Annotated in this window: 17 protein-coding genes; 9 read left to right on the top strand and 8 right to left on the bottom strand. The window is 70.1% G+C overall.

Going from position 1 to position 23619, the window contains the following annotated elements; genetic code table 11:
• Window positions 1-10: 10 nt before the first annotated feature.
• The gene (locus ACQPYZ_RS02715; RefSeq protein ID WP_433164857.1) at window positions 11-1135 is read right to left on the bottom strand and encodes a DegT/DnrJ/EryC1/StrS family aminotransferase; all 1125 of its coding nucleotides are present in this window, start codon (window positions 1133-1135) and stop codon (window positions 11-13) included.
• Entirely contained in the window at window positions 1135-2115 is a 981-nt protein-coding gene (pseB, locus tag ACQPYZ_RS02720) for a UDP-N-acetylglucosamine 4,6-dehydratase (inverting) (RefSeq protein WP_433164859.1), read from the bottom strand. The genes ACQPYZ_RS02715 and pseB overlap by 1 nt, the downstream gene beginning before the upstream one ends.
• A gap of 162 nt (window positions 2116-2277) precedes the next feature.
• Between pseB and ACQPYZ_RS02725 the strand changes: the two genes are divergently transcribed.
• The gene (locus ACQPYZ_RS02725) at window positions 2278-3300 is read left to right on the top strand and encodes a PseG/SpsG family protein (RefSeq protein WP_433164861.1); all 1023 of its coding nucleotides are present in this window, start codon (window positions 2278-2280) and stop codon (window positions 3298-3300) included.
• On the opposite strand, the gene ACQPYZ_RS02730 is transcribed toward ACQPYZ_RS02725, so the two are convergent.
• Window positions 3293-5518: a hypothetical protein gene (locus ACQPYZ_RS02730; RefSeq protein WP_433164863.1), complete on the bottom strand. Its 2226-nt coding sequence runs from the start codon at window positions 5516-5518 to the stop codon at window positions 3293-3295. The two genes, ACQPYZ_RS02725 and ACQPYZ_RS02730, sit on opposite strands and share 8 nt — an antisense overlap.
• A 79-nt stretch (window positions 5519-5597) precedes the next feature.
• Between ACQPYZ_RS02730 and ACQPYZ_RS02735 the strand changes: the two genes are divergently transcribed.
• The 6 genes from ACQPYZ_RS02735 to ACQPYZ_RS02760 are packed head-to-tail and all read left to right on the top strand — an operon-like array spanning window position 5598 to window position 14526.
• On the top strand, window positions 5598-6581 hold the full coding sequence (locus ACQPYZ_RS02735) for a glycosyltransferase family 2 protein (RefSeq protein WP_433164864.1): 984 nt from the start codon (window positions 5598-5600) through the stop codon (window positions 6579-6581).
• A 12-nt stretch (window positions 6582-6593) separates the two neighbouring features.
• The gene (locus ACQPYZ_RS02740; protein ID WP_433164866.1) at window positions 6594-7346 is read left to right on the top strand and encodes an N-acetyltransferase; all 753 of its coding nucleotides are present in this window, start codon (window positions 6594-6596) and stop codon (window positions 7344-7346) included.
• 50 nt (window positions 7347-7396) lie between these two features.
• On the top strand, window positions 7397-9679 hold the full coding sequence (locus tag ACQPYZ_RS02745; protein ID WP_433164868.1) for a glycosyltransferase: 2283 nt from the start codon (window positions 7397-7399) through the stop codon (window positions 9677-9679).
• Entirely contained in the window at window positions 9679-10500 is an 822-nt protein-coding gene (locus tag ACQPYZ_RS02750) for a hypothetical protein (protein ID WP_433164869.1), read from the top strand. Before ACQPYZ_RS02745 ends, ACQPYZ_RS02750 begins: the two co-directional genes overlap by 1 nt.
• Window positions 10493-12337 (top strand): hypothetical protein, encoded by a 1845-nt coding sequence (locus ACQPYZ_RS02755; protein ID WP_433164871.1) that lies wholly within the window; start codon window positions 10493-10495, stop codon window positions 12335-12337. Before ACQPYZ_RS02750 ends, ACQPYZ_RS02755 begins: the two co-directional genes overlap by 8 nt.
• Entirely contained in the window at window positions 12337-14526 is a 2190-nt protein-coding gene (locus ACQPYZ_RS02760) for a glycosyltransferase family 2 protein (RefSeq protein WP_433164873.1), read from the top strand. Before ACQPYZ_RS02755 ends, ACQPYZ_RS02760 begins: the two co-directional genes overlap by 1 nt.
• Here the strand turns inward: ACQPYZ_RS02760 and ACQPYZ_RS02765 are convergent.
• The 4 genes from ACQPYZ_RS02765 to ACQPYZ_RS02780 form a co-directional block, all read right to left on the bottom strand.
• Window positions 14459-15886, bottom strand: coding sequence for a class I SAM-dependent methyltransferase (locus tag ACQPYZ_RS02765; RefSeq protein WP_433164875.1), 1428 nt, complete (start codon window positions 15884-15886; stop codon window positions 14459-14461). The two genes, ACQPYZ_RS02760 and ACQPYZ_RS02765, sit on opposite strands and share 68 nt — an antisense overlap.
• A 96-nt stretch (window positions 15887-15982) precedes the next feature.
• A complete protein-coding gene (locus ACQPYZ_RS02770; protein WP_433164877.1) occupies window positions 15983-17572 on the bottom strand; it encodes an alpha/beta hydrolase in 1590 nt (529 codons plus the stop codon).
• 114 nt (window positions 17573-17686) lie between these two features.
• Window positions 17687-18736, bottom strand: a complete 1050-nt coding sequence (gene pseI, locus ACQPYZ_RS02775) for a pseudaminic acid synthase (protein ID WP_433164879.1) — start codon at window positions 18734-18736, stop codon at window positions 17687-17689.
• The gene (locus tag ACQPYZ_RS02780; protein WP_433164881.1) at window positions 18737-19243 is read right to left on the bottom strand and encodes a GNAT family N-acetyltransferase; all 507 of its coding nucleotides are present in this window, start codon (window positions 19241-19243) and stop codon (window positions 18737-18739) included.
• Between the two features lie 88 nt (window positions 19244-19331).
• On the opposite strand from ACQPYZ_RS02780, the gene ACQPYZ_RS02785 reads away from it, so the two are divergent.
• On the top strand, window positions 19332-20897 hold the full coding sequence (locus ACQPYZ_RS02785; protein WP_433164882.1) for a glycoside hydrolase family 10 protein: 1566 nt from the start codon (window positions 19332-19334) through the stop codon (window positions 20895-20897).
• Between the two features lie 3 nt (window positions 20898-20900).
• Here the strand turns inward: ACQPYZ_RS02785 and ACQPYZ_RS02790 are convergent, their stop codons facing one another.
• Window positions 20901-23309: a hypothetical protein gene (locus tag ACQPYZ_RS02790; protein ID WP_433164883.1), complete on the bottom strand. Its 2409-nt coding sequence runs from the start codon at window positions 23307-23309 to the stop codon at window positions 20901-20903.
• A gap of 141 nt (window positions 23310-23450) precedes the next feature.
• Between ACQPYZ_RS02790 and ACQPYZ_RS02795 the strand changes: the two genes are divergently transcribed.
• Window positions 23451-23612, top strand: coding sequence for a hypothetical protein (locus ACQPYZ_RS02795; protein WP_433164885.1), 162 nt, complete (start codon window positions 23451-23453; stop codon window positions 23610-23612).
• Window positions 23613-23619: the final 7 nt, after the last annotated feature.

Raw genomic sequence — 23619 nt, forward strand, 5'->3', positions numbered from 1 at the left:
ACCATTCACGTTAACCAACCAGCTTCACGAGAGTCTCGATCACCCGGTCGACCTGGGCGTCGGTCAGGTCGGGGAAGAGCGGGAGGGACAGTTCTTCGGCGTAGAACGCCTCGGCGTTCGGGCAGAGGCCGCGGCGGTAGCCCTGGCGGGCGAACACCGGATGCCAGTAGACCGGGAGGTAGTTCACCTGGACGCCGATGCCGGCGGCGCGCATGCCTTCGAACACCTCGCGCCGGCGGCCGTCGAGGACGCGGACCGGGTAGAGGTGCCAGGCCGGATCCACGCCCGCGCGCCGCACCGGCGTACGCAGGCCGTCGACGTCACCCAGCGCGGCGTTGTACCGCGCGGTGATCTCGGCCCGGCGGCGCTTGAAGCCGGCCAGCCGCCTGAGCTGGGACAGCCCGAGCGCGCTCGCGATGTCGGTGAGCCGGTAGTTCACGCCGTACTCGTGGACCTCCTGGTGCCAAGGTCCCTCGTCGGTGATCTCGAACCGGTCCGGATCGCGGACCAGGCCGATGAAGTGGAACTCGTGCGCGCGTTGACCGAGCGCCGGGTCCTTGCAGACCACCGCGCCGCCTTCGCCGGTGGTCAGGTTCTTGGTCGGGAAGAACGACACCGTGGTCACGTCCGCAAGGTCACCGACCGGACGGCCGCCGGCCGTGCCGCCGATGGAGTGCGCCGCGTCCGCGAGCGTGCGAGCGCCCACGCGATCCGCCAGCGGCTGGAGGGCCGGGTAGTCTGCCGCCTGGCCGGCGTAGTCGACGGCGGCGATCACCTTCGTACGCTCGGTCAGCGCGGCCTCGACGGCCGACGGGTCGATCAGCGCGGTGTCCGGGTCGACGTCCGCGAACACGACGGAGGCGCCGAGCATCGCGGCGGTCGAGGCGGTCGCGACGAAGGTCATCGGCGTGGTGACGACCTCGTCGCCCGGTCCGACGCCGAGGGCGGCGTACGCGATGTGCAGGGCGGCGGTGCCCGACGTACAGCTGACGACGCGGTGACCGCCGGTCAGTGCCGAGACGGCCTCCTCGAAGGCCGTGACCGCCGGCCCGGTGGTCAGCCAGTCCCCCCGCAGTACGGCGGTGACCGACTCGATGTCCTCGTCCGAGATGGACTGTCGTCCGTACGGCAACATCAGTCGGTCTCGAAGATCTTGCGGATCTCGTCGATCGAGTACCACTGGTCGTTGGTGTCCGAGGCGTAGTGGAACCCGTCCGCGACCGGGATGGCGTCGGCCGGCGGCAGGTAGCCCCAGGTGGCCAGGTCGGGCTGGAGCACGAACCGGTCGCCGATCGCGAGCGCCCGGCGGCCCTCCTCCGGGCTGATCATCTCCTCGTGCAGCTTCTCGCCCGGGCGCAGGCCGACGTCGTGCATCTTCGCGCCGGGGGCGATCGCCTCGGCCAGGTCGGTGACCTTCATCGACGGGATCCGCGGCACGTACAGCTCGCCGCCGGTCATCAGCTCGAACGAGTCGACCACGAACTCGACCGCCTGCGGCAGCGTGATCAGGAACCGGGTGCAGCGCAGGTCGGTGATCGGCAACGACTCGCCGGCCGCGTGCAGCGCCTTGAACTTCGGGATGATCGAGCCCCGGCTGCCCATCACGTTGCCGTACCGGACGACGCTGAAGCGGGTGTCGTACGCCGCCGCGTAGTGGTTGCCGTTGATGAACAACTTGTCCGCGGTCAGCTTGGTCGCGCCGTACAGGTTGATCGGGCTGGACGCCTTGTCGGTGGACAGCGCGACCACCCGCTTCACCCCGGAGTCGATGGCCGCCTCGATCACGTTCTGCGAGCCGATCACGTTGGTCTGGACGAACTCCCACGGGTTGTACTCACCGCTGTCGACCTGCTTCAGCGCGGCCGCGTGGACGACGTAGTCGACCCGGTGCATCGCCCGCAGCAGCCGGGACCGGTCGCGGACGTCGCCGAGGAAGAACCGCAGCCGCGGGTCGTCGCCGAACAGCTGCCGGACCTCCCACTGCTTCAGCTCGTCCCGGCTGAACACGATGATCCGGCGCGGGTTCAACTGGTCGAGGGCGTGCCGGACGAACGCCCGGCCGAAGGACCCGGTGCCGCCGGTGACGAGAATGTCGGTGCCGGTGAGGATGGACACGTCGGCGGACCCTTCTGACGGACAGTTCCGAGCGCTGCACGCGCAGTGCAGACACGAACAATAGCTGCCCGGTTCCAGACCCCCTCAATCCCGCGTCTCATCCAGAAGTCAAGGGATCGCTTGATTCGGGGGTCGTCTCCCCGGACCGATACGGTCGGGGACGTGAAGCGCGTCGGGGTGCGGTGTGACGTCGGGCCGGGCCGGGGGATCGGGCACGTGATGCGGTGCCTGGCGCTCGCGGAGGAGCTGCTGGAGCGCGGGCTCGAGGTGGTGTTCGTCTGCGACGCACACACGGTGCCGTGGGCCGAGGCGCAGCTCACCGCGAGGGGGATCGTGATCGAGCCGGCCGTGTGGACGGCGGCTGAGCACGTCGACCTCTTCGAGCGCTCGCGGCTGGATGCGGTCGTGTTCGACTCCTACGACCTCGACGCGGCCGTTTACTCGGCCGTTCGCGCGACCGGCGTGCCCACGCTCGCGATCGTCGACGGCGACTTGCGCGGCGCCGAGGCGGACGTCCTGGTGGACCAGAACCTCGCGGCCGAGCTCGACCGGCCACCCCTGCCCGCCAACGCCGTCCGGCTCGCGGGCCTCGGCTACGTGCTGATCCGCGACGAGATCCGCGCCCTCCGCCCGGTCGACCCGCCGGTACGACGGCCGTCCGCCGTACCGAAGGTGTTCGCCTTCTTCGGTGGAACGGATGCCTTCGGCGCCGGTCCGTACGTCGTCCAGGCGCTCGCGGCGACCGGCGTACCGTTCGAGGCCACCGTGGTCGCCCCGGCCGCCGACCTGGCCGCGCGGATCGCCGCGACGGAGCTCCGCCCGCAGCAGCGGGTCGACGTGATCGGACCGACCGATCGCCTGGCGGCCGAGGTCCGGGCGGCCGACCTGACCATCAGCGCCTCGGGTACGTCGACCTGGGAGCTCCTGTGTCTCGGCGCGACCGCCGGTCTCGTGTGTGTGGTGGACAACCAGGTGATGGGCTATGAACGCGCGATCGCCACCGGTACGGCGGCCGGCGTCGGCGTGCTGTCCGACCTGCAGGCGGATCCGTCCGCCGCGGCTGCCGTACTCAAGCGGTTGCTGACCGATCCGGCCGAGCGGACCCGGCTCGCCACCGCCGGATGGCAGCTTGTCGACGGCAACGGTCGTCAGCGGGTCGCGGACGCGCTGCTTGCCCTCACCTGAGCTCGTAGATAGTCGCGTCCAGGGTCGCGTGCCGGAGCCGGACGTAGTTGCGCAACTCGGGTGACACGGTGCCCGCCCGGTGGTCGGCGTACAGCCAACGGACTCCTGCCTTGCGCAGCCGCTCGATCGTGGCCTGCGTCGGGGCGGTGAAGACGATGTCGTTGGCGGCGAGCTCTTCCCGGTTCCAGTAGGGGATGAGGCTCGGGTTCCCGCCGGTGGTGAGGGCGATCCGGTTGGCCTGGTTGGAGTAGGACCAGCCCTCGATGAGCACCGGCCGCTCGGACAGCGCGGCGATCCAGAAGTGCCGGCTGTCGCACAGGCCGTCGCGCTGGATGATGCAGTGCGCGTTGGTCGCGATCAGGTCGCCCGGCTCGCTGTTGCGCCGCAGCCAGCGGGCCGCGCCTGCCTCGGCTGCGGTCGCGCCGCCGCGGCCGGGCCGCGCGAAGACCAGGCTGGACGCCTCATCCGAGACGAACGCCTGCAAGGGAACGAGCGTCGCACCGATCATGCTCGCCGCGACCGCACCCGCGACGAACGCCACCAGGATGTTGCCCGGTCGGCGCATCACCTTCCAGGCCAAGGCGACCACGACCGCAACGGCTCCGACCGCGGCCGCCGTCCACAGCCAGGGACCCTTGATCCCGCGGAGGTCCGCGGCCTCGACCCGGGCGAAGGCGAGCGCGGCCAGCCCACACAACCCGGCCGCGCCCACGAGCACGACCGCACGTCGGTCCCCGAGCCGCCCGACCAGGTTGGCCAGGCCGACACACGCCAGGACGGCGACGACCGGGAACGCCGTCCGCAGGAAGTACAGCTGGCTGATCCCCGACTGCGTCGTCAGTAGTGTGCCCAGCAGCCCCGCGACCGCGAACCCGACCAGGAACACCGTTGCCGGATCGCGCCACTTCCGGCCGAGGAACAGCAGCCCCGACGCCGCCAGCCCCCAGCTCAGCAAGGTCGTGGCCGCGGACAGCAGCTGGGCGTGCGGCTCGGCCACGAGCATCGCGAACGGCGCCAGCTGGACGAACGTCCGGAACGGCTTGATCTCCGTTCCCCACGTGCTGCCGCCGAAGATCGCCACCAGCGCGGCCAGGAAGACCACGAGCGACAGCACCCCGCCGAGCAACGCCGTCCGCGTGCTCTTCCGGATCATCGCCAGGTGCACGAACGCGAAGGCGAAGCCGACGCCGAGCAGCGGCAGGATCGTCGACTTCGCTCCGGAAGCCACCAGCGCGAGCAGCACCAGCAGCACCCACCGGCTCCGTGGCCGGTCCGCCCGCAGCAGGTCGACCGCCACCAGGCAGAGCGCCAGCGCGATCAGGACGCCGAGGTTCTGCGTCGGGCTCAGGTACGCCGCGGTGGCGGTCGAGATCCCGCCCAGCCCGGTGTCGGCGAGCGGCTGCACGGTCCCGCCGAGACCCGCGATGAGCACGGCGAGCGGCCCGGCCCAGGTGGCGCCCGACTCGGCCGTCGGCGTGAATCGAGTGGCCAGCGCGAACACCAGTCCGCAGCCGGCCAGGAACAGCGGCAACCAGGTCAGCGAGTGGATCAGGTCGGTCAGGTCGATCCGGGTCGCCCATGCGGTCGCGGCCGTCGCCTGGTGGAAGAACGAGTGGTACTGCATCGGCTCGCCACCGAGCCACAGCGTCGAGATCGGTACGTCGTACTTCGCGCTGGCGGCCAGCGCCTGCTGGAAGGCGAGATCCGGGTAGGAGCGCAGCGGGTCCGTGTACGCCGGCAGGAACTGACCGGGACCGCGGCGGTGGACGACCAGGACGACCACCGCGGTCGCCGCCGCCAGCAACCACGCCTGGATCGGGCGGACCGGCTGGTCGACCCGGCGCCAGACCCGCGCCCGGACGTCGCGATCGGCGAACGAGACCAGCAGCACGACCGGCGCCCATACCCAGGACCACGCCTGCAGGCCGATGGAGGCGCTGGCGAGGTAGACCACAACCTGGGCCGCGGTGCCGACGGCGAATCCGGCCGCGAGGTCCTCGACAAGGTTGCGTCCGTAGCTGCCGATCAGCCGCCAGAGCGCGAGGCCGGGCAGGCCGATCCCGAGCCCGGTGAACAGCACGAAGCGACCGACCTCGGTGAGCGTCGAGTGCTGGAACAGCAGCGCGATCGCCAGGGCCAGCACGCACAGGCCCGCCAGCAGACCGGAAAGGGAAGGCCCCGCCGTTCTCGGCCCCCGCCGCCTCGCCCTCGCGCGCATGTCGCAACAGTAATGTGAAATCTGTGATGTCACGAATGCGTTCGGTGACCACCGGTAGGGTCCCGGTCGGAGGTCCTTGATGCGAGCCGATCAGCCGGTGCTGTCCGTCGTCGTACCGATGTACGACGAGGAGGACGTGCTGCCGATGTTCTTCGAGCGGATGCGGCCGGTGCTCGACGGCCTCGGGATCACCTACGAACTGGTCGTGGTCGACGACGGCAGCCGGGACAAGACCGCCGCGCTGCTGCTGGACGCGACGAAGGACTGGCCGCAGCTACGCGTCGTCCGGCTGCTGCGCAACAGCGGTCACCAGGCCGCGCAGTCGGCCGGGTTCCGGCGGGCCCGCGGCGAGTACGTGGTGACGATCGACGCGGACCTGCAGGACCCACCGGAGGTGATCGCGGACTTCCTGGCCGCGGCGCGCGACCGGGACGTCGACGTCGTGTACGGCGTCCGGTCGGACCGCTCGAGCGACACCTGGCCGAAGCGGACGACCGCGCGGATGTACTACCGGCTGATGTCCCGGCTGGTCGGCAAGGACATCCCGTTCGACGCCGGTGACTTCCGGCTGGTCTCGCGCCGCGTCGTGGACGCGGTGAACGCGCTGCCGGAGGACGGCCGGGTGTTCCGGCTGGTGATTCCGTGGCTCGGGTTTCCCAGCACCGAGGTGCCGTACGTCCGGGCGGAGCGTGCGGCCGGGACGACGAAGTACAACTTCTCGAAGATGCTGCGGTTGGCGTTCGACAGTGTGACCGCGTTCTCGGCCGCGCCGCTGCGGTTGGCGACCTGGCTCGGTCTGCTCGGCGGTGCGATGTCCGGGCTGTTCGTAGTCGGTGCGTTGATCATCAAGCTGACCGGCCGGAGCATTCCGGGGTGGACCTCGACCGTGCTGGCCGTGAGCATCATCGGCGCGATCCAGCTGCTGTGTCTGGGTCTGTTGGGTGAGTATGTGGCCCGTCTCTTCCAGTCGAGCCAACGCCGCCCGCAGTTCCTGATCGGCTACGACAGCCTGGAAGACCCCGGCCACCACACCTTCACCGAAACAGTCGACGACAACGACTAAGCTCCCGACCCTATGAGTTGGTACCACGCGCTCGAGGCCGGTGAACTGACGGTGCGGCCGTCGGTGGATGCGGCGAAGCGGTTCGGGATGTCGATCGACCGGATGTCGGTGTCCGCCTCGGCCGGTACGCCGTTGGCCGACGTACTGGCCGCGGTCGAGAAGTCGACCGCGGACGTGGTCGTGCTGCGCTACCCGGCACGGGAGACGACCTGGTTCTCCGCGCTGGCAAACGGGCCGCGGCAGGCGTTGCTGGCCGACACCGTCGTGTTCTGGTCGCTGCCGGTCGGCAAGGGCCGGAGGCCTGCGCCACTGGCCGGGTTCACCGCGCAGGTCGAGCCGACGGCAGACGACGTGCTGGTGGACGACGTGGTCGCGGACGTCTTCGGCGACTCCGGGAACCACTACTGCGCCAACCCGGTGTTCGACCGGGCCGCCGCGCTGGCCGGCCGGCAGGACTGGGCCCGCCGGCAGATCGCCGACACCGGCGCGGTGGTGCTGCGCGGACCGGACCGGCGGGTGCTCGCGCTCGCGTCGCTCGACCAGCAGCGGTCGTGGACCGAGATCCAGTTGGCCGGCGTGGTCCCCGCCGAGCAGGGCCGCGGCCGGTACGGCCACCTGCTCGCGGCGATCGAGGATGCCTGCACGAGCCGGCGGCTGGTGGTCTCCACCCAGGCGCACCAGACCGGGATCCAGCGGGTCTGGGCCCGGTACGGATTCGAACCGGTGCATAACCTTCTGACGGTTCACCTCGTTGCGGCTACGTAGAGAGTGCTTTGGGGGGCACGTCCAGCCGCAGTGAGGGGAGTTTTGCCGGAGTGACGCCGCGGTTGAGCGTGGTGGTGCCCTTCTACAACGTCGGTGAGTATCTCGGCGCCTGCCTGGACTCGATCGCCCGGCAGACCTGGACCGACTTCGAGGCGATCCTGGTCGACGACGGCTCGCCCGACGACAGCGCGGTGATCGCGAAGGACTTCTGCGCCCGCGACGACCGCTTCCGGATCGTCACCCAGGACAACGCCGGTCCGGGTCCGGCCCGCGACACCGGGATCCGCGAGGCCACCGGGGAGTACCTGGCCTTCGTCGACGGCGACGACCTGGTGTCCCGCCACGGGTTCGCGACCCTGATCGGGACGCTCGAACGGACCGGCTCGGACTTCGCCGGCGGCAGTGCCCGGCGGTTCAACAACAGCTTCGGGGTCCGCCCGTCCTGGCTGCACAGCCGGCCGTTCGCCCGCACCCGGCACGCGACCCACGTGTCCGAGTTCCCCGACCTCGTGCTGGACCGGATGCTCTGGAACAAGGTCTACCGGCGCTCGTTCTGGGCCGAGTTCGGCTATACGTTCCCGGCGATCCGCTACGAGGACTACCCGGTCGCGCTGAAGGCGCACCTGGACGCCGTCACCGTCGACACGATCACCGCCCCGGTCTACTACTGGCGCGAGCGCGAGTCCGGTGAGTCGATCACGCAGCAGAAGTTCCAGCTCGGCAACATCCAGGACCGGGTCACCTCGGCCGGCCTGGTGATGGACCTGGTCGAGGACGCGCTGCCCGTCGTACGCCGGCGAGCGCACGCGCACCTCGCCCAGATCGACCTGCTCACACTGGTGTCCGCGTTCGGGTCCGTGCCCGCCGAGGAGGAGCAGCACCTGGTCGAGCTCTCGCGCACGTTGCTCGACCGGCTGGACGACTCCGTCCTGGCGACCACCCATCGGTACGACCGGATCCAACATGCGGCGCTCCGAGCAGGAGACGTCGGCCTGCTCCGGCGGCTCGCGCTCTTCCGCAACGACGGTGGTCTGCGCGGTGGGGCCCGGGCCGCGGCGCGTCCGCGTCGACCGTGGCAGCTCGACTACGACTACCCGGGGCTGCGTGAGGCCGCCGTACCGCAGGAGTTGTATCGGGTCGCCGAGCGGGACCTGACCCTGGCGACGAGTGTGCGCGAGGTGAGGTGGGTCGACGGCAAGCTGTCGGTCAAGGGCACCGCCGAGATCCGGCACCTGGAAACCGACCGGTCCTCGAGCCTGCAGCTCGCCTTGGTCGTCGGTGACGTCAGCCATCCGTTGCCAGTACGCCGATACGACGCACTGGACCTGCACGGCGACGTCACGCGGGTCGGATTCGAGGTCCTGCTCGATCGTGAGTTGCTCGCGTTGTGCACGTCCGAGCCGGCGCACTTCGACGTCGAGATGCGGTCCGGGCGACGGCGTCGGCAGGGCATCCTGCGCGGCCAGGGGCCGGGGAGTCCCGGTTGGCCGCCGGGGGCGTGGATCGACTCCACCAACTGGATCCAGCCCGGGCCGGGCAAGGGCGGGTGCTTCTCCGTCCGGCGGCTGACGGATCCGTGCCGGCTGACCTCGGTAGAGCGGACACCGGACGCGATCGTGCTGCACGGGCGGTCCGCGTTCGATGGGCCGGGGCTGTTCGTCACCCGGCCGATGGTCGGCGGCGAGGATGAGATTCCACTGGAGGTCGACGGTCGCTCCTTCACGGCCCGGCTGCCGATCCGCGACGTCGTCGCGCAGGCGAATCCGGACGACCCGTTCGGCCAGCGGACGACGCGCGTACTGCGGCTGCGTGGTCCCGAGGGGCAGCAGCGGGTCTTGCTGTGGACGGCCGGCGAGGCCGCGGTCTCGCAGACGACCGGCGGCCGGGTGGTGACCGTGACCCGGTCCACCGGCGGCTACGTGAACCTGCACGAATCGCCCATCCGGACCGTGGCCACGTCTGCTGTTGCCCAGGGCAACCGGTTGGTCGTCGGTGGGGTCGATGGGGGAGACGGTGATCTGAGCTGGCGGCGGTATCTGGCCGACTCCGACGATCACCTGGACGTCGCCTGTCGCCGTACCCGGACCGAGGACGGCTGGGAGGCGGTCGTCGACGTCGATGCGTTGATCCCGGCGGCAGCGGTGCAGGTCTCCGTCGACCCGCTCGCCTCGCTGGCGGACTGGATCCTGTTCGCGACCACGGCCGAAGGCTCGTCGCACGCCGTCCAGTGCGAGCCGTTCCTGTGCAGCCGGTTGCCGTTGACGATCCCGAGTGGTTCGCACGCCCTCGCCGTACGCCCGCACGCCGGGACTCTGCACGTGGAGGTGCGCTGATGCATCATCACAACCACTACTACGGTCAGGCGCACATCCTGGCCCGGTACGCCGGTCTGGACTTCGACCACCCGCCCCGGCTGCGCGGCTACCTGCAGCACGGCTGGAACATCGGCTGCGGGTGGAACCCGGTGCACGAGTTCTACGACGGCGCCTGGCGGTTCACCTGGAGCGACGCGCCGCGGCGGCGCGGGCACGCGCTCGGCCGGCGGAACTACCACAGCATCGGCGCGCCCTTCCTCTACCTGCAGGAGCTGGAGCCGGAGACCGAGCAGGCCGAGCGTGAAGGCACGCTGTGGTTCCTCTTCCACGGCTGGGAGGGCGGCAAGATCCACGGCGACCACCAGCGGCTGATCGATGAGATCCGCGAGACCGAGCCGGGTCCGGTCACGTTCTCCTTGTACTACACGGAGTACGACCGCCCCGAGGTCCGCGGGTACTACGAGGACGCGGGCTTCCGCGTGGTGTCGTTCGGGCGGCGCGGGTTCTCCTACGAGGGGACCGATCGGCGGTTCCTGTTCAAGCAGCTCGCCGAGCTGCGCCGGCACAAGCGGGTCGCCGCGAACCGGTTGTCGACTGCCATCTTCTACGGCGTCGCGGCCGGCTGCGAGCCGGCGGTGTACGGCGACCCGATGGAGATGGACGGCGAGAACCCGTTGTTCGGCGGCCAGAGCCGGATCGAGCGGCTGTGGCCGGAGATGCTCGGCAAGTCGGTCGACCTGGAGGCGGCCCGGGCGACCACCGACCTCGAGCTCGGCAGGCCGTGGATGGTGCCGCCCGGCGAACTACGAATGCTGTTCGATTGGAGAGAGCGTGTCTGAGGTGCAGGTGGTCCGCGGTGAGATGCAGCCGTGGACCGATCGGACGACACACCAGCCGGCGCCGGCGGCGCTGCTCGCGGAGGTGATCCCCGCCAACCGCCGGACGCTGATCCTCGGACCGCACTCCCCGCTCGTGATCGAGGCCGTGCTGGAGCACTCCGCCGACGTGACGATCCTGGTCCGTTCCGTCGCCGACGGGCAGCGGAGGGCCGAGGAGTTCGGCCCGTGCCTGCAGGTGATCACCGGTGCGCTGGACGGGCTGACGTCAGTGGAACCGTTCGACGTGGTCGTTGCGGTGGACGGGCTCGATCGGGTCCTCGGGTACGACAGCGACGACCTGAGCTGGAGTTCACGGCTCAGCGCCCTGGCTGGGCTCGCCGGGCCGTCCGCGGTGGTCGTGCTCGGATTGGCGAACGAGTTCTCCCTGGTGAACCTGCTGGACAGCCGCCAGCCCCACGAGCGCCACGGCGACGACGAATGGCGCCCTCTGCACGACGATCCGACCCGGCCGGTCTCGGTCGAGCAATTCGCCGCCGCTCTGCCTTGGGATGCACATGTGTACGCCGCCTTCGGCTCGCGAGCGCTCGTCTCCGCCGAGGTCGCCGCGGCCGCCCGCCCCGGTGAACTCCCAACCCGCCTGGCCGTCGAGGCCCTGGAAGCCGTCGACGTCCCGCTGCTGTCACCGATCGCGGACGGAGTCGACACTGCTGCCCGAGCCGGTCTCCTACCCGCCATCTCCACCGGCTGGCTCGCAGTCTGCGGGGTCCCGACCGTCCACAGTCTGTACGCCGAAATCGGCCCGGCCGTCCTCACCGCAGACAAGACACCGCAGGGCTGGCAAACCGCCCTCCGCACACCGGCCGACTCCGCGACCACCAACCCTCCGGTCGCCTCCTCCGCTCCCGACGTTCCGGTCGCCCGCGCCGACGTTCCGGTCGCCGCCGGCGACGTTGCGTCCGCCTCCGCCGACGTTGCGTCGCCCTCCGCCGACGTTGCGTCTGCCCCCGCCGACGTTGCCTCCGTCCTCGCCGCTTCTCCTCGCTCGACCACGCTGGCGTTTGATGCGGGCGTCGTACCGGCGGAGGTTCCTGCCGGGGTGAGTGTTGAGGTGCTGCTCACGCGCCTGGCTGCCGCCGAGGATGTCCCCGGCTTCCGCGAGCTGGCTGGTCGGCTCGGCGAGTGGGTGACGGACTCGCGCGTCGTGGTTCGGTGGGACGACGTCGTGGTCGACGGGGAGTCCTTCGCGTACGGCGTTTCGCCGTGGGTGACCGCGGAGCCGACGGCCAAGGCTGACCTGCTCGCCGCGGCGTGGTGCCGCTTCCACGAGCGGCTCATCGGACAGCACCGGCGGCACCCGTGGCCGCCGTGGATGGTCGGGGACGACCTGGTGTCGGCCTGGCTGGGCATGTCCGGCGTCGACCTGCCGGAGCCCGAGCCAGCAACTTCACCCGACGCGCCGCCGGTCTCCACCCAGCAAATTGCCCGCGGCAAGCAAATCGCCAACGAGCTCGCCGAAGCCCTGGCGACCCGAGCCCAGGCGTCCCCCGACGTCCGGTCGGTTCTCGCCGAAGCCGAGCGGGCGAAGCAGGAGCTGTTCGAGCTGAAGGGGCACGTGTTCGGCCTGGAGCGCACCCTCGGATTCCGCAACAAGGCGATGAAGACCCGGGAGAACCGCATCCGCGAGCTCCGCACCCAGCTGCAGAAGCTCACCGTCGACCACGACCGCATCCGCGGCTCCCGCACGTACGCCGTCTCCCGGGTGATCTTCCACGCCGCGCAGATCCGCCGGCCGCACGTCGTCGCCCGCAAGCTCTCCCGGCGCCTGCGCAGGCGATGATGACACCGCGGCTGAGCGTGGTCGTGCCGTTCTACAACGTCGGCGAGTACATCGGCGACTGCCTGGACTCGATCCGGCGGCAGACCTGGACCGACTTCGAGGCGATCCTGGTCGACGACGGCTCGCTGGACGACAGCGCGGTGGTCGCGAAGGAGTTCTGCACGCGGGACTCCCGGTTCCGGATCGTCCAGCAGGACAACGCCGGCCTCGGCCCGGCCCGCAACACCGGCGCCGAGTACGCCGCCGGCGAGTACCTCACGTTCGTCGACAGCGACGACCTGGTCACCCGGCACGGCTTCGAGCGGCTCGTCCGGACGCTCGACCGGACCGGCTCGGACTTCGCCGGCGGGAACGCCCGGCGGTTCAACAACAGCTACGGCGTCCGGCCGTCGTACCTGCACGGCCTGTGCTTCACCCGCGACCGGCTCGCCACGCACGTGTCCGAGACGCCCGAGCTGGTGCTCGACCGGATGGTGTGGAACAAGGTCTACCGGCGGTCGTTCTGGACCGAGTTCGGCTACCAGTTCCCGGCGATCCGGTACGAGGACTATCCGGTCACGCTGAAGGCGCACCTCGACGCGGTCACGGTCGACACGCTCGCCACCCCGGTCTACTACTGGCGCGAACGTGAGTCCGGCGACTCGATCACGCAGCAGAAGTTCCAGCTCGGCAATCTCCGCGACCGCGTCACCTCGGCCGACCTGGTGATGGACCTGGTCGAGGACAGCCTGCCGTCGGTGCGCCGCGGCGTCCACGCGCACTTCACCCAGATCGACCTGGCGGCTCTGCTGACCGCCTTCGGGACTGCGCCCGCCGAGGAGGAGCAGCAGTTGGTCGAGCTGGCCCGCCAGTTGCTCGACCGGTTGGACGAGACCGTGCTCGCCGACACGCCTCGGCTCGAGCGGGTGCGGCACGCGGCGCTCCGGGCCGGCGATGTCGACGTACTGCGGGAGCTCGCGCTGCCCGGCGCCGTACCGCAGAAGTACTTCCAGCTCTCGGACGAGGACCTGACACTCGCGACCACCGTGCGTGCGGTGACGTGGGTTGACGGTTCGTTGTCGGTGAAGGGGACGGCCGAGATCAGGCACCTGCAACAGCGTTCGTCGAGTCTCCGGATCGCGCTCGTGATCGCCGGCAAGCACTACCCGTTGCCGGTCCGCCGGTACGACGCCGAGGATCTGCAGGGTGACGTGAGCAGGGTCGGGTTCGAGGTCGTGCTGGATCGTGAGCTGCTCGCCCAGTGCACGGCGGGTCCGGCGCACTTCGACGTACGGATGAAGTCCGGCCGGGTTCGCCGGCGGGACCGGTTGCGCGGTCAGCGGGCCGGTAGTCCGGGATGGCCCCCTGGGGCGTGGATCGACGACCGCAGCTGGATTCAGCCTGGGCCGGGCGACGACGGGTGCTTCGCCGTACGGCGGCTGGCGGATCCGTGCCGGTTGACCGCGGTCGAGCAGACGCCGGACGCGCTGGTGCTGCACGGGCGGTCGTCGTTCGACGAGCCGAGGCTGTTCGTCACCCGGCCGGTGGCCGGCGGCGAGGAGGAGGTGCCGTTGAGGGTCGACGGTCGCGACTTCGTCGCCTGGGTGGCGATCCCGCCGATCATCGAGGAGACGAATCCGGACGACCCGTTCAGCCAGCGGACCACGCGCGCCTTCCGGTTGCGCGGCCCGAACGGTCGGGAGCAGGTGCTGCTCTGGACGGCCGGCGAGCGTCCGGTTTCACACGCGGAACAAGGTCGCGTGGTCACGTTGACCCGGTCGACCGGCGGGTACGTGAACCTGCACGAGTCGCCGATCCGGATGACAGCCACCGCCGTCGTTGCTGCGGGCAACATGCTGGTCGTGCGCGGTCCGGACTGGGGTGAGGCTGAGTTCAGCTGGCGGCGGTACCTGGCCGGTTCCGACGAGCACGTGGACGCGGCCTGTCGCCGTACGGTCTCGGACGACGGGTGGGCGGCTGCCGTGGAGGTCGACGCACTGCGGGACGGCTCTGACTGGATCCTGTTCGCAACCGCGCCGGACGGCTCGTCACACGCGGTGCAGTGCGAGCCGTTCCTGAGCAGCCGGTTGCCTTTGATGATGGACGAGCTCGCCGTCCGGCCGCATGCCGGCACGTTGCACGTCAGCGACGCGCGACCAGCAGTTGGTGGGTGTCCGGCCAGTCGAGCTCCTCGCCGTCGGGTGCGCTGATCGAGGCGACGGGGGCGATCCGGTTGTCGATCACCCAGTCGTTGCGCCACGCCTTCGATGCCGGGTCGATGGTGAACCCGGCCTGCTCGGCGATCGCGGACCAGCCGGCGAAGTTCAGCCCGCAGAACTGCTCGTGCGTCTCGCTCAGCCAGTTGTCCACGTAGTCATTCCGGGTGAGGAAGTCCATCGCGTCGGCCAATCGCAGGACGAGCCCGTCCGGGCGTACGTCGTACCCGAACGGCACCCGGGCGTTGCGCCGGAAGTCGTGCGCGAACTGGAAGAACCGGGCGCGGGTGGAGAGTCGGCCGACGTACGCCGCCGGGTCGTCGAGCGCCTCGAGCTCGGTGACGGCGTCCGGGTTCACGCCGTCGCTGTCGTCCAGCCGCAGTACGACGGGCCGGTCGGGCTCGGCGGGACCGCACACGTCGGAGTTGATCCACACGCCACCGGGAGCGGTGTGCGCGAACAGGGCGTCGGCGAAGCGCTGGACCGTGGCGGGACGCGAGCCGTCGGCGTACGACCAGATCTCGTGGGTGAGGGCGAGGGTCAGCGTGGTGTGGATCGAGCGCGCCGGGAAGACGGCCGAGCCGAGCATGTTGCGCTGGTAGAAGTAGACGTTCGGGTTGGTGAACCGGCCCTGCTCCTTCTTGTGCACGCACTCGGCGTACAGGTGCCGGGCGACCTCGACGCCGATCAGGTCGGACTCGTGGAACCGCGGGTCGGCGTCGATCTTCTGCAGGGTCGCGCCGGTCGCGCAGCCGATGTCGAGGATCCGGCCGGGCCGGACGAAGTCCTTGATCTGCTGCCACTTTCGGTCGGCGGCGGTCTCGAAGGCGTCGGCGTACGTCTTGTAGTCCCGGGTCGTGGTCAGCCCGCCGTCGTCGCCGACCACCGGATCGTTCACGCAGCGGACGATCTGGGCGTCCAGGCCGTAGCGTTCGAACACGTCCACGGTCGCCGGGTGGGCGAGCTCGCGCCACTGGTCATTGCCTTCAGCAATCATCAACAGGACGTCCCAGGGGCGGGCGGTCCCCGGTGGCTCGACGCCGATCACGTCGTACCCGAGCTGCTCGTACAGCTTGCTCACCTCGGGCGTCGAGCAGGCGACCAGCGTGTTGTCCGGGGTGAGCCGGACGAGGTCGTCGGTGCCGGCCTCGATCGCCTTCACCGTCACCTCCGCGAACTCGTCCGTCGGCCGCGTGTCGACGACCCCGACGACGATCGACCGGATCCCCTCCACCACACTGAATCGCTCGATCGCCGCCTCCCGCCGATCGAACGGCACCGGATTCCGCTTCGTCGTGTGGTGATTCGCCGACGTCACCGCCCACACCACGGTCCGCCCCGCGAACCCCCGCAAGAACTCATCCTGAAACCGAGTCACCACATGATGCCGCCCCGGAAACAACAAGTACTCCGTCATCCCTGCCCTTCCCGGCAGCTGTGTGCTCCCGGGCTAGCGTACGGAGGTTTGCGTGGGCCTGGGATCGAAGGGGTGGCGGTCGGGTTGGCAGGTTGTGTTGTCGGCGGGGGCTTTGAGGGTGGTGAGGTAGGTGGTGATGTGGGTGTCGGCGCAGGTGTTCTTGGCGAGGGTGGTGTGGCCCCAGGCGTTGACGGTGACCATGCGGGGGTCGCGGTAGAGGTCGGCGTACGGGCGGGTGTCCTCGTACGGCGTGGCGGGGTCGTAGCGGGTGCCGAAGACGAGGACCGGCGCGTCCACCTTCAGCTTCGTCCACGGGCCGAGGAACGCGTCGTGGTCGCGGATCGGCAGGAACTCGCACTGCAGGCCGGTCCACGTGCGCATCCGGCCGAAGTGCGGGGCGATCCGGTCCTGGGCGTCGGCGTACGCCGGGTAGCTGAGCGGCCGGCGAGGATGCCAGGCCTCGACGCAGTTCTGGAACACGGCGCCGACCGAGGTGTACGTCTCCTTGCGCTGGAGTAGCCCGGAAGCGCCCGCCGACAGCTTGGCCGCCTTGGCAGTGCGCGGCTGCGACGCCTGCGCCACCTCGACGTACAGCGCGGCCAGGTCGGGCCAGATGGCCGGCTCGTACAGGGATGAGAACGTCGACTGGACGAGCAGGGCGTACGTCACCGTGATCGGCTCACCGGTCGGGCCCGGCAGCACGACCGGCTTGGACTTCACCCGGGCGAGCACGTCCTCGACCACGGTCCCGGGATCGCCGAGCCCGGCCAGCGCACAGCGCTCGGCCCCGGCACGCTTGCACTCGAGCTTGAACTGCTCGAACGTCTTCGCTGCGGCCGGCCCCTGACCGAGCCGGACGCCCACCGGCCGGCGGTCGCCAGGCCTCCCGGAGTACTCCGACGGGAACCACGTGCCGTCGAGCATCAGGGCCCGGACGTTCTTCGGAAAGAGCTTGGCGTACGTCGCCCCCAGATACGTGCCGTACGAGTAGCCGGCGTACGTCAGCTTCGCGTCGCCGACCGCCTGCCGGAGCAGATCCATGTCCCGGGCAACGTTCGCGGTGGAGAAGTGCGCCATCCGGTCCGGCGAGGTCCGCGCGCAGTTGGCCGCGATACTCGCGGCGATCCTGGTGTACTTGCGCTCCTCCGCCTTGCCGACCGGGAAGGCCGGCCACTCCGCCAGGGCGGCCTGCTCCTCCGCCGCCGTCGGGTAGCAGGTCACCGCGTCGGACCGGCCGACGCCGCGCGGGTCGAAGCCGAGGATGTCGAACCGCGCCCGCACCTCCGCGGAGTACGCCACGGTCGCCAACTGGTGGACGAAGTCGACACCCGACCCGCCCGGCCCACCGGGGTTGGTGAACAGCGTCCCGATCCGGCGCGCGGGATCACTCGCCGGCAAGCGGGTCAGGCCGATCGTGGTCGTTTCGCCGCGCGGCCGGTCGTAGTCCGTCGGGACCTCCACCGACGCACACTGGAACGCAGCCAGCTTCGGATCGCCGCAGTCGCCCCACGCGATCTTCGGTACGACGGGACCGCCGGCCGACGCCGTACCCGTCCCCACGACAACGCTCGGCACCGCGACCACCGCCGCGGCCGCCACCGACAGCAACTTCCGGGCTCGCATAGGACCTCTCCCGAGACTCGACAAGACTTTCGCCTCACCCTAGGAAGACGCTTGCCCCCGGAGCGTCCACCGGGAGGACGACCCTCGGATTCCCCCGCGCGGTGGACCCGGCCCCTACAGAAGATCCCAGGTCAGCGGGGTCCCGGCCGGAGCGTCCACCCGGAACGGGCGGCCCTCGACCTGCGGAAACGTGTCGGGGGACAGGCCGCCGGCCGGGCGGATGGAGCGGACGTTCTCGGAGGTGACGGCGTCGCCGGCCCGGACGTCCTGGGTGACGTGGAGCGAACGGCGGAAGCGCAGGACGTTCTGCTCGGCCTGCTTCGGGCCGATCACGGGCTTGCCGAGCGCGAGGTGGGCGACGCGGGTGTTCTCCACCAGGGACTCCAGCTCCCACGGCTCGAGGGAGAACGCGGAGTCGACGCCGCCGTCGGCGCGCTTGAGCGTGACGTGCTTCTCCAGCACGGTGGCGCCGAGGGCGACCGCGGCGATCGCGGCGCCGATGCCCATGGTGTGGTCGGACAGCCCGACCTGTACGCCGAGCGCGTCCCGGAGGACCGGGATCGCGCGGAGGTTGGACTGCTCGGGCGGCGCCGGGTAGCTCGCCGTACACGAGAGCACGATGATCTGCTCGTTGCCGGTCGAGCGGGCCGCGCGGACGGCCGCGTCGATGTCGGTGAGCGTCGCCGAGCCGGTGGAGATGATGATCGGCTTGCCGGTCTCGGCCATCCCGCGGACCAGCGGCAGGTCGCCGATCTCGTTCGAGGCGACCTTGTACGCCGGCACGTCGAGCTTCTCCAGGAAGTCGATCGCGGTCCGGTCGAACGCCGACGAGAACGCGACCAGGCCGAGCGACGACGCCAGCTCGAAGATCGGCTCGTGCCACTCCCAGGGCGTGTGCGCCTCCGCGTAGAGGTCGTACAGCCGGGCGTCACTCCACAGCTCGTGCTCGGACGGCAACCGGAACGCGGGCAGGTCGACGTCCAGCGTCATCGTGTCCGCGGTGTACGTCTGCAGCTTCAGCGCCTGCGCACCCGACGCCGCGACCTCGCGGACGATCTCCTTGGCCCGCTCGAGGTCGCCATTGTGGTTGCCGGACATCTCCGCGATCACGAACGGCTCGTGGTCCGGCCCAACCGGTACGCCGCCGATCTCGATGGTGCGCATCTACTTCGTCCCCTGTCGTCGGTCCTGCCTGCGCAGGCTGATAGGAATCACGGTCACCTCGCGGCCGTCGGCGTACCGGGTCTGCGGTGTGCCCTCGGTGAACCGGAACCGCCGGTTCATCTGCCGGACCACGGTGTTGTGCTCGAGGACCTCGCCGGTGAGCAGGTCGACGCCGAGCTCGTCGAACGCGTACGCCGTCGCCTCGCGCATCACCTCGACCCACGCCGGCAACGTCTCACCCCGGTCCGCCAGGCCGTCGGCGTCGAGGAAGAATCCCCAGGCAGCCGTGGATCCTTCGAGGTCGAAGAAGTTCACCACGCCGGCGGTCACGCCGTCGCGCTCGTACATCAGCACACGCCGAGCCGGGTCGACCGAGGCCTTCGCCCACCACGCCGCGTGCTCGTCCGCGCTGATCTCGTGGGAGGTGATGCTGACCTCGCGATTGGCCTGCTGGTTCCGCAGCCGCCGAATGGTGTCGAGATCAGCCGAGGTGGCGCTACGCAGCATGCACCTAACCTAGCGCAGCGTCTTCTCTGGAGCCGATGGATGTGTAAACATCTTTCGAGTTCATCGGAACAGATGGTCGGAGAGTGACATGAGAGTCTGGCGAGCCATGGGGGTTCTCGGGGTGACGGCAGGGCTGTTGCTGAGCGGATTGACGGGGACGGCGTCGGCCGCGCCGGCGCCCGCGGGCGAGGCGCGCTGCGCGCCCGACGCGCAGACCCCGCTCCGGCAGTTCCGCGCGAGCTGGGTAGCCTCGGTGGTGAACATCGACTGGCCGTCCAGGACCGGGCTGTCCGCGGCGCAGCAGCAGGCCGAGCTGATCGGCTGGCTGGACGACGCGGTCCGGCAGCGCCACAACGCGGTGATCCTCCAGGTCCGCCCGACCGCGGATGCGTTCTGGCCGTCCAAGGTCGAGCCTTGGTCGCAGTACTTGACCGGCATGCAGGGCGGCAACCCCGGCTACGACCCGCTGGCGTTCGCGGTGGCCGAGGCGCACAAGCGCAACCTCGAGCTGCACGCCTGGTTCAACCCGTACCGGCTCTCGATGGGCACCGACATCAACGCCCTCGTCCCGACGCACCCCGCCCGGCAGCACCCGGACTGGGTGGTCTCGTACGGCGGGAAGCTCTACTACAACCCGGGGATCCCGGCGGCCCGCAAGCTGGTCGAGGACGCGATCATGGACGCGGTCGCCAACTACGACATCGACGGCGTGCACTTCGACGACTACTTCTACCCGTACCCGGTGGCCGGCCAGGTCTTCGACGACGCCGCGACGTACGCGGAGTACGGCGCCGGCTTCCCGACGCTGGCCGACTGGCGGCGGAACAACATCGACCTGCTGATCCAGGAGCTCCAGCAGCGGATCAAGGCGGCCAAGCCATGGGTGAAGTTCGGCATCTCGCCGTTCGCGGTCTGGCGGAACAAGGCGACCGACCCGGAGGGCTCGGACACGACCGCCGGCGTCCAGACGTACGACGACCTCGGCGCGGACACCCGGAAGTGGGTCCGCGAGGAGTGGATCGACTACATCGTCCCGCAGGTCTACTGGGCCGGTGGGTTCGCGCCGGCCGACTACAACAAGATCGTCCCGTGGTGGGCCAACGAGGTCCGCGGCACCGACGTCCACCTCTACATCGGCGAAGCGACGTACAAGGTCGGTACGTCGACGCAGTCGCCCGACTGGTCGGACCCGGCCGAGCTGAGCGACCACCTCGCGTTCACCAGCACGATTCCCGAGGTGAAGGGCAACATCTACTTCTCCGCGAAGGACGTGCGGGCGGACCGCCTCGGTGCGACCACCCTGCTCAACACCACGTGGTACTCCCGTCCGGCGCTGATCCCCACCATGCGGAACCTGGACTCGCGTCCACCACTCCCGGTGCACGCCGTCCGCGCCACCAGGACCGGTGACGGCGTCCAGGTGAAGTGGCGGCGGACGTCGTCCGACAGCACGTCGTACGCCGTCTATCGCCGGGAGCTCCTGGGTGGCGACCACTGCCCGGACAACGACGCCCGCAACCTGATCGCGACGGTCCGCTCGACCGAGTACCTGGACACGACGGCGACACCGGGCAAGGCGTACCTCTACACGGTGACCGCACTGGACCGGCTGGCCAACCAGAGCCTCCCGATCCCCGCGGTCTCGGTGCGCTGACGATCAGCCGGCCGGCGAGGACGGGAACGTCGGTGACGACGGAACGATCGGGAACGTCGGTGTCGGCCGGCTGGGCGTGAAGGTCTGCGTCGGGATGCTGCTCGGGAACGTCGGGCTGGGTGACACCGGCGTCGGTGTCGGGAACCCGGTCGGCGAACCCGTCGGTGAAAGCGAACCCGTCGGTGAAGGGGAGCCCGGCGTCGGCGACGGCGCCGGGCGTGGGGTGGTCGAGTAGAGCTGGTACACCCGCACGGTCCCGTAGTGGAACCGCAGCTCCGTCAGCCGTTCCAGGTTCCTCGGCGGTGCACTCACCCGCTCGTCCAGCAGCAACCACTGCACGCCGTACTCCGTCCGCAGCCGCTCCAGTACGTCGCGCGTCGGCTCGCTGAACGCCTCGTCGTTCAGCCGCAGCGTCTCCTCGTCCCAGTAGCTGCTCTGCACGCCGTCCGGGTACGTGTCGTCGACCCGCGTCTTGTACGCCCACCCCTGCACGAGCACCCGGCGCTCGGCGTACCCGGCGATCCAGTAGGAACCGGTCAGGCAATGTGAAGCGCGGGCACGGTGGCAGTGCACGTTGGTCGCGATCCGGTCACCCGACCCCGAGTTCCGCCGGATGAACTGCGCCGCCTCGATCCCACCGGGCGCGATCGAGTCGTACTCCGTCAACGACGGCTTGGCGAACTCCCGCAACGACACCGCCGTCGGCGACACCGTCGTACCGAGGAGAACGGCGACAGCGATGACGGCCCAGGTACGACGCGAGCCGCGCAGGACGAGCCCGAACAGGCCGATCCCGAGCACTGCGATCACTAGGGCCACTGCCAACGGCTGTCCGAAGCACTCGGGACCGGAGCAGGACTCGGGCGACCGGTAGCGACCCCAGTAGATCGCGGCCGCGCCGATCAGCAGGGAGATGACGGCGATGGAGAACTGACGACGGCCCTCGAGCGACCCGAGACCCCACGTGGCGAGCAGCACGCCGTAGATGAAGCCCGTGCGGACGAAGAACAGTTGCGCCTGACCATCGTCGTACAGCAACGCCGCACCGGTCAGAGCCGCCAGGAAGCCGAACACGAGGAACACGGGCATGGGATCGCGTGGTAGCCGCCGCCGGATCAGCAGCGCGCCGACCGCGGGCATCAGCCAGCCGACCGCCACCACGGCTGCGACGACGGCGACCGACCTGCCGCCACCGCCCATGCGTTCCGCCAGGTGCTCGAACGTCGCGCCCGGGTCGAACAGCACACTGGACTGCGCACCACCCAGTACGACGAAGAAGGTCAGTGCGTAGGTTGCGGCGACCCCCACACCGAGGACCAGAGCGCGCAGATTGAGCCGCCCGGCCCGGACCGTCAGGTAGACCCAGGCAGCCGCGAGCCCAGTCGCGTACACCGGCAGAGCGGTCGCCTTAGTCAGCGCCAGCGCAGTGATCAGCACTCCGCCCGCGACGAACAGTCCGAACAACTGCGCACGCGTCTGGCCGGGCTTACGTCGCAGCAGGAGCGCTGTCACCGCGATGAGCGGCAGCAACAGCACAGTGGCGAACGCCTGCGGCGGATTGGTCAGCTGACCGAGGGAGAACGGGCTCTCGGTGAACAACCGATCGGACACCGTCCACGGCCAGGCGGCCAGATCACCCGCGAGCACAGTCAGCCCGGCAGCGATCGGCGCGGCCACCGCCCGGCCGGTGAGCAGCATGCCGACCGCAGCAGCACCCAGCACGGTCAGCAGGAGCATCGCGAACGGCACCATCCGGTGCGTGAGTACGTCGAGCGGGACGCTGGTGATCCAGTGCGACGAGGCGATGTGGTCGTACGCGGCCCAGTGGCTGGTCATCCACCTGCCGTCGGCGTACGGGACCTTCGGCGGAAAGTGGCGCGACAGTTCAGCGGCGACAGCCAGGTTGTGCGGCGCGTCGGAGTTCGGCCGCAACGCCGTTGGGCCGTTCAGTTGGATCAGTTGCGACCCGATCCGGACGAACCACGCCGCCGCGATCCCCACCGCGACCATCGCGCCGGCCGTCGCCCACCACGGAGTCGGCCGCTCGGGCAGCTTGCGCCGCGGCAGCGCCCGGTACATCCCGAACGCGAGCGCCGGCATGACCAGCGCGGCGAACGGCATGCTGAACACCATCCCGATCGGGTAGAACAGCGCCTCGACGGCCAGTCCGAACGCCGTCCCCAGGACGACGTCGGCGCCGAACCACCCGGTCCCGCCGGTGAGCCGCCGCCAGAACATCGTGCCCGGTACGACGATGACGACCAGGAGATAGCCGAGGTACGCACCGGGCATCCAGGGCGGGTGCTCCTGCAGCCCGACGAACCAGGCCAACGGCAGCACCGGCAGACTCACCAGAGCCGCGAGCCGGGCACCGCTGCCCGGGGCCGCCCGCTTCCCACGGCCCGCGGACACGCGCCTCCTCCGCCGGCCTGGTGTGATCACCGGTGAAGTCTATGAGTCGACGGAGTCGCCGTTCGCAGGCGCCGAGCCGTTTACCGCATGAGAGTTCACCTTTACACTCGGTAATCTCCCAGGTCACGCACGGGAGGTCTCATGATCGCCTTCCACATCGCCGGGCTGCCGGTCGAGGAGATCCTGCTCGCCGCCGTCGCTGCCGCGTCCCCGGTGATCGCGCTGATCGGCTGGGAGGTCTCCAGCAGGGTCAAACGCTTCAAGGCCTTCGTCCGTCGCCGGGCCGCCGATCAGCCCCCGTGAACCCACC

The sequence above is a fragment of the Kribbella sp. CA-247076 genome, assembly GCF_050942445.1.
GTDB lineage: Bacteria > Actinomycetota > Actinomycetes > Propionibacteriales > Kribbellaceae > Kribbella.

Bases quoted from the DNA above. Each gene is read 5' to 3' on its own strand.
- pseI (WP_433164879.1), bottom strand. From the start codon at position 18,736: ATGCGCACCATCGAGATCGGCGGCGTACCGGTTGGGCCGGACCACGAG.
- ACQPYZ_RS02760 (WP_433164873.1), top strand. From the start codon at position 12,337: ATGACACCGCGGCTGAGCGTGGTCGTGCCGTTCTACAACGTCGGCGAG.
- ACQPYZ_RS02780 (WP_433164881.1), bottom strand. From the start codon at position 19,243: ATGCTGCGTAGCGCCACCTCGGCTGATCTCGACACCATTCGGCGGCTG.
- ACQPYZ_RS02730 (WP_433164863.1), bottom strand. From the start codon at position 5,518: ATGCGCGCGAGGGCGAGGCGGCGGGGGCCGAGAACGGCGGGGCCTTCC.
- ACQPYZ_RS02735 (WP_433164864.1), top strand. From the start codon at position 5,598: ATGCGAGCCGATCAGCCGGTGCTGTCCGTCGTCGTACCGATGTACGAC.
- ACQPYZ_RS02795 (WP_433164885.1), top strand. From the start codon at position 23,451: ATGATCGCCTTCCACATCGCCGGGCTGCCGGTCGAGGAGATCCTGCTC.
- ACQPYZ_RS02770 (WP_433164877.1), bottom strand. From the start codon at position 17,572: ATGCGAGCCCGGAAGTTGCTGTCGGTGGCGGCCGCGGCGGTGGTCGCG.
- ACQPYZ_RS02750 (WP_433164869.1), top strand. From the start codon at position 9,679: ATGCATCATCACAACCACTACTACGGTCAGGCGCACATCCTGGCCCGG.
- ACQPYZ_RS02785 (WP_433164882.1), top strand. From the start codon at position 19,332: ATGAGAGTCTGGCGAGCCATGGGGGTTCTCGGGGTGACGGCAGGGCTG.
- ACQPYZ_RS02715 (WP_433164857.1), bottom strand. From the start codon at position 1,135: ATGTTGCCGTACGGACGACAGTCCATCTCGGACGAGGACATCGAGTCG.
- ACQPYZ_RS02740 (WP_433164866.1), top strand. From the start codon at position 6,594: ATGAGTTGGTACCACGCGCTCGAGGCCGGTGAACTGACGGTGCGGCCG.